10 protein-coding genes are annotated in these 10,661 nt (G+C 62.4%); 1 reads left to right on the forward strand and 9 read right to left on the reverse strand.

The genetic code is table 11. The features are described from left to right. Positions 1–226: 226 nt before the first annotated feature. The 3 genes from gndA to B4E36_RS14230 form a co-directional block, all read right to left on the reverse strand. The gene (gene gndA / locus B4E36_RS14220; protein ID WP_345900490.1) at positions 227–1,651 is read right to left on the reverse strand and encodes an NADP-dependent phosphogluconate dehydrogenase; all 1,425 of its coding nucleotides are present in this window, start codon (positions 1,649–1,651) and stop codon (positions 227–229) included. Positions 1,652–1,895: 244 nt separating this feature from the next. Then, positions 1,896–2,744 (reverse strand): tRNA 2-thiocytidine(32) synthetase TtcA, encoded by an 849-nt coding sequence (ttcA, locus tag B4E36_RS14225; protein ID WP_292059408.1) that lies wholly within the window; start codon positions 2,742–2,744, stop codon positions 1,896–1,898. A gap of 151 nt (positions 2,745–2,895) precedes the next feature. Beyond that, a complete protein-coding gene (locus tag B4E36_RS14230) occupies positions 2,896–3,822 on the reverse strand; it encodes a glutaminase (protein WP_292059410.1) in 927 nt (308 codons plus the stop codon). Positions 3,823–4,069: 247 nt separating this feature from the next. Between B4E36_RS14230 and B4E36_RS14235 the strand changes: the two genes are divergently transcribed. After that, the gene (locus B4E36_RS14235; RefSeq protein ID WP_292059412.1) at positions 4,070–4,690 is read left to right on the forward strand and encodes a PadR family transcriptional regulator; all 621 of its coding nucleotides are present in this window, start codon (positions 4,070–4,072) and stop codon (positions 4,688–4,690) included. A 75-nt stretch (positions 4,691–4,765) separates the two neighbouring features. On the opposite strand, the gene B4E36_RS14240 is transcribed toward B4E36_RS14235, so the two are convergent. From B4E36_RS14240 to B4E36_RS14265, 6 genes are all read right to left on the reverse strand, one after another. Continuing rightward, a complete protein-coding gene (locus B4E36_RS14240; RefSeq protein ID WP_292059414.1) occupies positions 4,766–5,329 on the reverse strand; it encodes a GNAT family N-acetyltransferase in 564 nt (187 codons plus the stop codon). Positions 5,330–5,334: 5 nt separating this feature from the next. Beyond that, on the reverse strand, positions 5,335–6,174 hold the full coding sequence (sseA, locus tag B4E36_RS14245; RefSeq protein ID WP_292059416.1) for a 3-mercaptopyruvate sulfurtransferase: 840 nt from the start codon (positions 6,172–6,174) through the stop codon (positions 5,335–5,337). A gap of 127 nt (positions 6,175–6,301) precedes the next feature. Continuing rightward, on the reverse strand, positions 6,302–7,024 hold the full coding sequence (locus tag B4E36_RS14250; RefSeq protein WP_292059418.1) for an alanyl-tRNA editing protein: 723 nt from the start codon (positions 7,022–7,024) through the stop codon (positions 6,302–6,304). A gap of 10 nt (positions 7,025–7,034) precedes the next feature. Then, positions 7,035–8,066: a cysteine synthase A gene (locus B4E36_RS14255; RefSeq protein WP_292059420.1), complete on the reverse strand. Its 1,032-nt coding sequence runs from the start codon at positions 8,064–8,066 to the stop codon at positions 7,035–7,037. Between the two features lie 95 nt (positions 8,067–8,161). Beyond that, positions 8,162–9,586 carry a cryptochrome/photolyase family protein gene (locus tag B4E36_RS14260; RefSeq protein WP_292059422.1) on the reverse strand — a complete coding sequence of 475 codons (1,425 nt, stop codon included), beginning with the start codon at positions 9,584–9,586 and terminating at the stop codon, positions 8,162–8,164. A gap of 91 nt (positions 9,587–9,677) precedes the next feature. Next, on the reverse strand, positions 9,678–10,661 hold a 984-nt coding region (locus B4E36_RS14265; RefSeq protein ID WP_345900491.1), incomplete at its 5' end, for a L,D-transpeptidase.

Genomic DNA, 10,661 nt, shown 5'->3' on the forward strand with positions numbered 1-10,661 from the left:
GCGTCGGGGTCGCCGAATCAACCCCCTCGGCCCTCTCGGTGTTCCATGTCATCGAGCATGCCGACAAGGCGCTCTACGATGCCAAGAACAGCGGCCGCAATCGCGTGTGCACCTATCGCCCGGAAACCGATCGCAGGCAGAAGACGCGTTCGGCCTGAGGCCCAACCCGGAATACGAAAAAAGCCCCGTCGCCGGGGCTTTCTGATTTTTGCATATTGCGACCGGCTTAGACCGCGCCGCTGCCCCAGGGGCCATGATGGATATCGAGGCCGTCGAGACGGTCGAAGCCATGGGCGCCGAAGAAATCGCGCTGGGCCTGGATCAGGTTGGCGGTGCCGCGCGACTGGCGATAGGCATCGAAATAGCTGAGCGCCGAGGCAAGCCCCGGAACCGGAAGGCCGGCCGCGGTGGCTGCCGAAACAATGCGGCGCAGCGACGGCATGCACTCGTTGACCATCTCGGAGAACGCCGGCGTCACGATCAGGTTGGCGACATCCGGGGTATCGGAGAACGCCTTGGTGATCTCATCCAGGAACTGCGAACGGATGATGCAGCCGGCGCGCCAGATCCGGGCGATTTCCGGCATCGGCAGGTTCCAGCCATATTCCTGGGAGGCGGAATCCATCACGTCGAACCCTTGCGCGTAGGCCGCGATCTTGGCGGCGAACAGCGCCAGTTCGAGATCGCGGTTGAGCCAGGGGCCGGCCTCGATGCCGAAGGAAAGCTCTTCCTTGTTGAACATCGGCTCGGCGGCGGCGCGTTCGCCGCGCATGGCGGAGATGCAGCGTGCGGCAACGGCCGCCTCGATCACGGTGGCGGGGACGGCGAGCTGCTGGGCCTCGATCGCGGACCAGCGGCCGGTGCCCTTCTGGCCGGCGGCATCGACGATCACGTCGGGCATGGCCTTGCCGGTTTCCGGATCGGCGGCGCGCAGCACCTTCTCGGTAATCTCGATCAGGAAGGAGTTCAGGCGGCCCTTGTTCCACTCGCCGAAGACGTTGGCGATGTCGTTGGCATCCATGCCGCAGCCATCGCGCAGAATGCCGTAGATTTCGGCGATCATCTGCATGTCGGCATATTCGATGCCGTTGTGGATGGTCTTGACGAAATGACCGGCGCCATCAGGCCCGAGCCAGGCGCAGCAAGGGTCGTTGTCGAATTTCGCGGAGATCGAGGTGAGCACTTTCTCGACGCGCTTGTAGCTGTCTTCGGTGCCGCCGACCATGATCGAGGGGCCGTGGCGCGCGCCTTCCTCGCCACCCGACACGCCCATGCCGATAAAGGTCAGGCCGGTGCCGTCGAGCTCCTTGAAGCGGCGGCGGGTGTCGTGGAAATTGGCGTTGCCGGCATCGATGATGATGTCGCCCTTGCCGAGATAGGGGCGCAGCTTTTCCATTTCCTCATCGACCGGGTCGCCGGCCTTGATCATGATGATGATCGGGCGGGGCGGGCGGATGGCCGCGACGAAGTCCGAAAGCGTCTCGGTGGGCACGATGTTCTTCTGCAACTCGCCGGCGCCGGCATAGAATGCGCGCGTCTTGTCGGCCGTGCGATTGTAGACAGCGATCCTGTTGCCCTTCTCGGCAATGTTGAGGGCGAGGTTGGAGCCCATGACTCCAAGCCCGATCAGTCCGATTTCTGCTTTTTCCAAGACATCACCTCTTGTCTTTGGCGCATCATGTGGGTTGCCGTCGGCAATGATGCGCAATTTCGAAAACCCGGATCGCCTTCAGGCGCGCCGAAGGGCAGGCGGCGGGCCGGGGTTGGCCTTTTGTGGCACCGCGACGGGCAAACGGCAAGACGTGGCGGCGCAAAACCGGCGCTTTTCACCGGGTGGCCGAAAAGTTTTGCCGTTCTGTCACAAAGCAAGAAGACCTGTAGCGGAAAATGTCCCGCTACCCTTTGGCGGCGGTCAGCGCGGAGAAATCGAACAGCGACGGATCGAGCAGATGCGAGGGGTTGACGCTTGCAAGCGCCCGCAGCATCACGTCCTTGCGCCCCGGCATCCGTGCTTCCATGTCGGCCAGCATCTGCTTCATGGCGTTGCGTTCCAGCCCGTCCTGAGAGCCGCACAGATCGCAGGGGATTATCGGAAATCGCATCGCCTCGGCAAACCGCGCGAGATCGTCCTCGGCGGCATAGGCAAGCGGGCGCAACACCATCAGGTCGCCCTCGTCGTTCAGCAGTTTCGCCGGCATGGTCGCGAGCTTGCCGCCGTGGAACAGGTTCATGAAGAAGGTTTCGAGAATATCCTCGCGGTGGTGGCCGAGCACCAGCGCATCGCAGCCCTCCTCGCGCGCGATCCGGTAGAGATTGCCGCGTCTCAGTCGCGAACAGAGCGCGCAATAGGTCGAGCCCGGGGCAAGTTTCTCGGTCACGATCGAATAGGTGTCGCGATATTCGATCCGGTGCGGAACGCCGATCTTCGTCAGGTAATCCGGCAGCACATGTTTCGGAAAATTCGGCTGGCCCTGGTCGAGATTGCAGGCGATGAGGTCGACCGGCAGCAGGCCGCGCCATTTCATCTCCAGCAGCACGGCGAGCAGGCCATAGCTGTCCTTGCCACCCGACAGCGCCACCAGCCAGCGCTTCTGATCCTTCAGCATGTCGAAATCGGCGATCGCCTGACGGACCTGCCTGAGCAGCCGCTTGCGCAGCTTGGAAAAGCCGACGGAGGAGGGCGCATCGGCGAACAATGTCTGGAAGGCATCGGGCAGGGTATCTTCGGCCAGTTCGTTCATCATCGCTCCGGGCGCTTGGTTTGCCAGAGCCTGTTCGCTTTTCGTTGAATCGCGAACCGGCTCTAACCTTTTGTTTTCCGCTCGTCCGGACGGAAAACCGGTATCCACTTTTCCTGGACGCGCTCAAAGGCAATGCCTGTTTACGCCGAAAGGATCAACCCGCAAAAACCGACCAGCCGGTGCGCGCCGCCAGCATTTCGAGCGCGACCGAGCCGAGCGCGGGATTGCCGGTCGCATCCAGCCCCGGCGACCACACCGCCATCGAGGCCTTGCCGGGCGCCACCGCCAGAATGCCGCCGCCGACGCCGGACTTGCCGGGAAGGCCGACGCGGAAGGCGAAATCGCCGGAACCGTCATAATGGCCGCAGGTCAGCATCATCGCGTTGATGCGGCGCGCCCTGCGCGGCGAGACCACGGAAAAGCCCGTCAGCGGATTGGTGCCGTGATTGGCCAGATAAAGCCCGGCATGGGCAAGCTGGACGCAGTTCATCATCAGCGCGCATTGATGGAAGTAGACGCCGAGCACGTGGTCGACCGGATGATGGATATTTTTAAAGCCGCGCATGAAATTGGCGAGCGCGAAATTGCGGAAGCCCGTGCGCTGTTCCGATTGCGCGACCTTCTCGTCGATCGAAAGCGTCTCGTCATTGGCGATGAAATGCATGAACCGCAGGAATTCGCCGATCGCCTCGCGCGGCGCATGCCCGGCCAGCACGATATCGGTCACCACGATCGCGCCGGCATTGATGAAGGGGTTGCGCGGAATGCCCTGCTCGTGCTCGAGCTGGACGATCGAATTGAAGGAGGAGCCCGAGGGCTCGCGCCCGACCCGTTTCCAGATCGCCTCGCCAACCTTGCCGAGCGCCAGCGTCAGCATGAACACCTTGGAAATGCTCTGGATCGAAAAATGCGTCTCCGCATCGCCCGAACGGTAGGTCTTGCCATCGACGGTGGTGATGGCGATGCCAAACTGGTTGGGGTTGACTTTGGCGAGTTCGGGAATGTAATCGGCCACCTTGCCTTCGCCCAGGCGGGGCTGAAGCTCGCGCACGATATCGTCAGCAATGGTCTGCAGGTTCATGCCTGCGATCTCCCTTCAGAGCATTCGCGACCGGAAGCCGCCATCCGGTCCCGCGACGATGCGGCAGGTGAGTGGCATAGAGAAATCCGCCCTCGCGGTAAACGCCGATTTTTCAGCAATGTAGTCGATCGCGCAGCGAAGCGAAAACGCGTCCGGCATCGAAATCACAATTTTCGATATATCGTATCTTGCAAATTCCGATGGAAATTATATCTTTAGATATATCGTAAAAACAGGAGCGATAGTGATGAGACATTTTCATGAGCGCCCGGCCGAGGAAGGCCGAGGGCGGTTTCGCGAATATATGATGATGGCGCGCGGCGGCGGCGGTTTCGGCCGGGGCGGCTTTGGCGGCCCGTTCGGTTTCGGCGACGGCGATGGTCCCGGCAGGCCGGGCCGCTTTCTCGGGCAGGGGCAGATCCGCCTGCTGGTTCTCCACCTGATCGGCGAGGAGCCCCGTCACGGCTACGACATCATCAAGGCGATCGAGGAAATGAGCGGCGGCTTCTATGCGCCGAGCCCCGGCGTCATCTACCCCACGCTGTCCTACCTCGAGGAAGCTGGATATGTGGTGGCCGCCGATGACGGAAACAAGAAGCGCTATTCGATCACCGACGAGGGCAGCGCCTATCTCGCCGACAACATGTTCGAGGCATCCATGGCGTTGAAGGCGCTGTCGACGATCGGCGACAAGATGAAGCGCCGGAAAGAGCGGCATAAGACCGAAGCCGGCCCCGAACTGCCGCGAAGCGTCGATGTCGCGATGCTGAACCTGCGGGAGGTGATCGCCCGCAAGCTCGACGACGACCCCGCCGCCGCAAGCGAAATCGTCCGCGCCCTCTTGGAGTTCACGGCGCGCTACGAATAGTTTTGGGCGTAATTTAGATATAACGAAAGATATAACCCGACGCCTGCGCCGGGTTATTGCCGCGCTCGACGGTTTCTAAAACCGCCGCGCCAGTTCCAGAAGCTCGGCATCCGACAGCGGCGCGATTTCGCTTTCGTGGGTGGAGACCGGCGAGAAACCGAACTGCTGGTAGAGCTGGAGCGCGCGCGGGTGATCGAGATTGTTGGTCTCGGTGATCACCTTCTCGGGCTGGTCGGCCCAGATCGCCTTCAGCGCCTGGAGCAGGAACCACTTGCCGACGCCGAAGCCGAGCGCGCGTTCGAACAGGCCGAAATGCACCAGCCGGGTGACGCTGTCATCCTCGCGGTGGTATTCGTAAAAGCCGGCCGGCGCGCCTTCCAGATAGAACACGGTCACCGTGGTGCGGTCGTTGTGGATGGTGGCGGCAAGGTCCTCGTCGCTCATGCGCACCCGGTCGACCCATTCCCAGCGAGAGCCGACCTGGCGATAGAGAAAACGGTAATAGGCAAGCGGAATTTCCGGCACCCGCATCAGCGCGATATGAAGGTTCGCCGGCGCCAGCAAATGGGCTTTCGGCGGCGTGGTCATTTCAAGCCGGGTGACGTGAACCGGGATCGGTGCCGTGGTCTTTTTCGTCATCGCGCTCAGGCCTTTCCGGTCGCCACGGGCGTGTCGTCGCGGCTGCCCCATTCCGACCACGAGCCGTCATAAAGCGTGTTGTCGGCGTGGTCGAGGGTTTCAAGCGCGAGCGTGATGATCGCGGCGGTGACGCCGGAGCCGCAGGTGGTGACCACCGGTTTCGAAAGGTCGATGCCGGCCTCTTCGAACAGGGCGCGGAGTTCTTCGGGTGATTTGAACCGGCCATTCTTCGCGAAGGAGGAGGAGGGCAGGCTTTTTGCGCCCGGCATGTGGCCGGCGCGCATGCCCGCGCGCGGTTCCGGCTCCGCCGCCTCGAACCGGGCGGCGCTACGCGCATCCGCGATCTGGCTTCTGCCGGAGGCGACGATTTCGCGCATGTCTTCAAACGAGGTGACGCGGTGCGGCTTGGCGTCGAGCTTGAACGTCGCCGGCACGGGCGCTGGAGCGCCGGTCTCCTGGGCGCGGCCTTCGCCGCGCCAGCCGTCAAGGCCGCCATCGAGGACGTGGACGTCGCTCGCTCCCATCATCCGCAGCATCCACCACAGGCGCGGGGCTGCCAGGTAGCCCGGGCCGTCATAGACCACGATCGTGTGATCGCTGCCGACGCCGAGCGCTTCCATCTCGGCCGCAAACACTTCCGGCGAAGGCAGGGTATGCGGCAGGCCGGAGGATGTATCTGCAATAGCGTCGTGATCGAAAAACACCGCGCCCGGCAGATGGCCGGCCAGGTATTCGGCCTTCGGGTCGCGGTTATGGGCCGGCAGGTACCATGAGGCATCGATGACCGAAAAGCCCGGCTTGCCCAGCCTTTCCTCGACCCATTCCGGCGAAACGACAAAATTCATCTGGCGACACTCCTCATGCGATGGCTGGGATATGTCCGGTGAACACGGGTTCATCGGACATATCCCAGCTTATTGTTTTACGCATTTCCGGACGGAAAACCGTGATTACACTTTTCCTGGAAATGCTTTAGGCGTCAAACCGTATCCGAAAACGGCGGTTCTCGCGGCCCTTCTTTTCGATCTTGCCGATATGGATGCCGCCGACCTCGCCGGTGGAACGCACATGGGTGCCGCCGCAGGGCTGGCTGTCCACGCTGGCGTTCTCGCCGATCGCGATCAGCGAGATCCGGCCCATGCCCATCGGCGGGCGGACATTCTTCGATTTGACAATGCCCGGATTGGCGGCCAGCTCCTCATCGGTGATCCACTGCACATAGACCGGATGGTCTTCGGCAACCAGCTTCATCATCGCAGTCGTGACGGCGTCCTTGTCGATCGTTTCCGACATGTCGAAATCGACGCGGGATTCGTCTTCGCCGACGGAGGCGCCGGTGATCGGATAGGGACAGACGACGGAAAGCAAATGGCAGGCGGTGTGCATCCGCATCAGCTTCAGCCGACGCGGCCAGTCGATTTCGAGGCGGAGCCTGTCGCCGACGGCGGGCGGCGTCTCGCCTTCGGCCGGCACATGCAGGATGATGTCTTTGGTCTCGCCATGGCGGGTAACGGCCAGCGCGATCGCCGAGCCGTCAGCGCGCCGGGCGATGCCGGTATCCCCCGGCTGGCCGCCGGAGGTTGCGTAAAAACAGGTGCGGTCGGTCTCGAACGTGCCGTCCTCATGCACTGAAGTGACCACCGCATCGCAACTCGTCAGGGTGAAATCGTTGCGGTAGAGGGCATCAACAGGCATGGGTTACTTTCTATTCAAACGGAGCGGCAATCTCCGTTTTTCGGGTCAGCCATTGCGGCAGCGGCAGCCCTTTATCCTTTAGGAATTCGGGGTTGAAAAGCTTCGACTGATACCGGTTGCCATAGTCGCACAATATGGTGACGATGGTGTGGCCGGGGCCGAGCTCGCGCGCCAGACGCATGGCGCCCGCTATATTGATGCCCGATGAGCCGCCGAGGCACAAGCCCTCATCCGTCACCAGATCGAATATCAGCGGCAGCGCCTCGCTGTCAGAAATGCGGTAGGCGAAATCGGGGGCGAAGCCTTCCAGATTGGCGGTGATCCGGCCTTGGCCAATACCTTCGGTGATTGAGCCGCCTTCGCTCTTCAGTTCGCCATGAGCATAGAATTCGTAGAGCGCTGCTCCTTCCGGGTCGGCGAGCCCGATCTTGATATCCTTGTTCTTTGCCTTGAGGCCGATCGCCGTGCCGGCGAGCGTGCCGCCGGAGCCGACGGCGCAGATGAAGCCGTCGACCTTGCCGTCGGTGTCGCGCCAGATTTCCTCGGCCGTGGTCTCGATATGGGCGTTGCGGTTGGCGACATTGTCGAACTGGTTGGCCCAGATCGCGCCATTGGGGTTTTCTCTGGCGAGCTTTTCGGCAAGCCGGCCCGAAAGTTTTACGTAATTGTTCGGATCGCGATAGGGCTTGGCCGGCACCTCGACCAGTTCCGCGCCGAGCAGGCGCAGCGCGTCCTTCTTCTCCTGCGCCTGGGTTTCGGGGATCACGATTACGGTCTTGTAGCCGAGCGCGTTGGCGACCATGGTCAGCCCGATGCCGGTGTTGCCGGCGGTGCCTTCCACGATCGTGCCGCCGGGCTTCAGCAAGCCGCGCCTCTCCGCATCGCGGATGATGTAGAGTGCTGCGCGGTCCTTGACCGACTGGCCGGGGTTCAGGAATTCGGCCTTGCCGAGAATGGTGCAGCCCGTCGCCTCCGAGGCGGCGCGGAGCTTCACCAGCGGCGTATTGCCGATCAGGTCGATGACGGAGGAATGCGTGGTCATGGTCTCGCTTTCAATTTTTCCGTACTTGTGCCGCCGGGGTCGGGCTTTGCCAAGGATTTAGTTTTCGCCGCGCGTGGCTTTGGCGCAAAGCCATTTCATTCCTTGATCGCCTCGAAGGCGGAAAGTGCGCGTTTGCGCGCGGCCTTGTGATCAACCAGCGGTTTGGGATAGGTCTCGCCAAGGGTTACGCCGGCTTGGCTGAGCACATCGTCGGGCGCATCGAACGGGGCGTGGATGTGCTTTTTCGGCATATCCTTCAGTTCCGGCACATAGGCGCGGACGTAATCGCCGTGCGGATCGAATTTCTCGCCCTGTAGGGTCGGGTTGAAAATCCGAAAAAACGGGGCCGCATCCGCGCCCGACCCCGCGACCCATTGCCAGTTCGCGGCGTTGGAAGCGGGATCGGCATCGACCAGCGTGTCGCGAAACCATTTCTCGCCGCGCCGCCAGTCGATCATCAGGTCCTTGATCAGAAAGGAGGCCGCGATCATGCGCACGCGGTTATGCATATAGCCCTCGCGCCAGAGCTGGCGCATGCCGGCATCAACGATCGGATAGCCGGTCTGGCCTTTGGTCCAGGCCGCAAACGCCTCCTCGTCATCCTTCCAGCCAAAATCGTCGAAGCGCCCGTTCCAGTTCTTCTCGGCAAGGTCCGGCGCATGGAACAGCAGGTGATGGCAGAAATCGCGCCAGACGAGTTCCTGTAGGAATTTCTTCCTGTTTTCCGCGGAGATCGATCTTGCCGCATTGATGCGATGCCAGACCGTCGCCGGTGAAATCTCGCCGAGCGCCAGATGTGGAGAAAGCATCGAGGTCGCCTGCCGGTCGGGCCGGTCGCGCTTTGCCGCGTAGTCCTCAACGACATCCTCGATGAAATGATCGAGGCGTTCGAGCGCCCCATCTTCGCCCGGTTGCCATATGTCGGCAAAGCCCGCCGCCCAGTCGGGCTTTCCCTCGTAGAGCTTCCAGTCCTTCAGCTTTTCGGATTTGACCTTTTTCGAAATGCCATCGAGGCGCTTGGGTGCATCGACCGGGTCGGGCACGTGCTGATCCGCCGAAAACGCCTTCCAGAACGGGGTGTAGACCTTGTAGGGACCGCCGGATTTGGTCTTGAAGTTTGAAGGCTCGTGCAGGATCTGGCCTGCAAAGCTCTTGACAGTGATCCCGTCCTCGCCGAGCGCTGCCTTCACCGCCTTGTCGGCGCGGATGCCTTCGGTGCTGTAGCGCCGGTTCCAGAACACGGCCTCGGCCCCGGTCTCCTCGATCAACGCGCGCAACACGTTCAGCGGGTCGCCGCTCCGCAACACCAGCGGCGCGTCAAGTTCGTCATAGCGGGCTGCCAGCTGTTCCAGCGAGCGCTCCAGCCACCACGCCTGCGCCGCGCCGAGCGGCCCGTTGCCGTTATCCTCGCGTATATAGACCGGCAGCACGGCCCGGTCGTCTTCCAAGGCGGCGGTGAGCGCGCGGTTGTCGGAAAGGCGCAGATCGTTGCGGATCCAGTAGATTGCCGGTTTGGCCATTGTCCCTCGTCATCCGTTTGTTCCGCGCTTGATGTAGGGCGTTGAGAACGGATGGCAAAGGTCGCAAAGCAATGCGGCGCGCACCACGGGCTCAGTCGATGAACTCGACCGTTGTGCCCGGTGATACCATGTGTGCGAGTTCATTTGCATCCCAGTTGGTCAGCCGCACGCAGCCATGGCTCGAGGTCTTGCCGATCTTGTCGGGATCGGGCGTGCCGTGAATGCCGTAGCTGGGTTTCGAGAGCGCGATCCAGACATTGCCGACGGGCCCGTTGGGACCGGGGTTGATCGTCAGCACCTGGTTGTTGTCGCCCTGCTTGAAGTTCTTGTGCGGGTTATAGGTGTAATTCGGGTCGATCGCGATCCGCTCCACCGAGACGGTGCCGGAAGGCGAGGGCGTGTCGGCCGAGCCGATCGTGGCCGGATAGGCGGCCACCAGCACGCCCTCGGCGTCATAGGCGCGGAGCTGCTTCAGCGCCTTGTCGGCGAGGATTTTCGTGACCTTGGTCTTTTCCGGCTTGCCGATACTCACGACCTTCACCGTGGTGCCGGGTCGCGAGAAATCGGCATCCGGGTTCATCTTCTTCAGGAAGCCTTCATCCATATGGAATTTCTCGGCCAGCATTTCCGACACGGAGGTATAGGACATCTCCGACAGTTCGGCCTTTTCGGCGTAGTCGGACGGGATCGCGGCGACATAGGGTCCGGCGGCATCGGTCGCGGTGATGGTATAGGTGGTGAACGGCAGTCCGCCCTCCAGCGACAGCGCCTGCACGATCTTTTCGCTGTCGGCGACGGGATCGAGCCGCTCGCCGGTGGCCTCGGCATAGGCGTCGAGCGCCTTCCTGACATTGTCGCCCATCAGGCCGTCGATCACGCCGGGGGAAAAGCCCTTGCGGTCGAGAAACACCTGGGTCGCGACCACGTTCATATCCGGTTTCGCCGACGTCCTGGCAACCGGGGCACTGGTGTCCGGGCGATCGGGCGTCACGGTTTGCGGCGCTGAAGGAAAATCATTGGCGGGCGGCGGAGGATAGGCGTTCTGCGCGCCGAAATCGCGGCTCCAGCGGGCGCG

The sequence above is a fragment of the Martelella sp. UBA3392 genome, assembly GCF_002358775.1.
GTDB lineage: Bacteria > Pseudomonadota > Alphaproteobacteria > Rhizobiales > Rhizobiaceae > Martelella > Martelella mediterranea.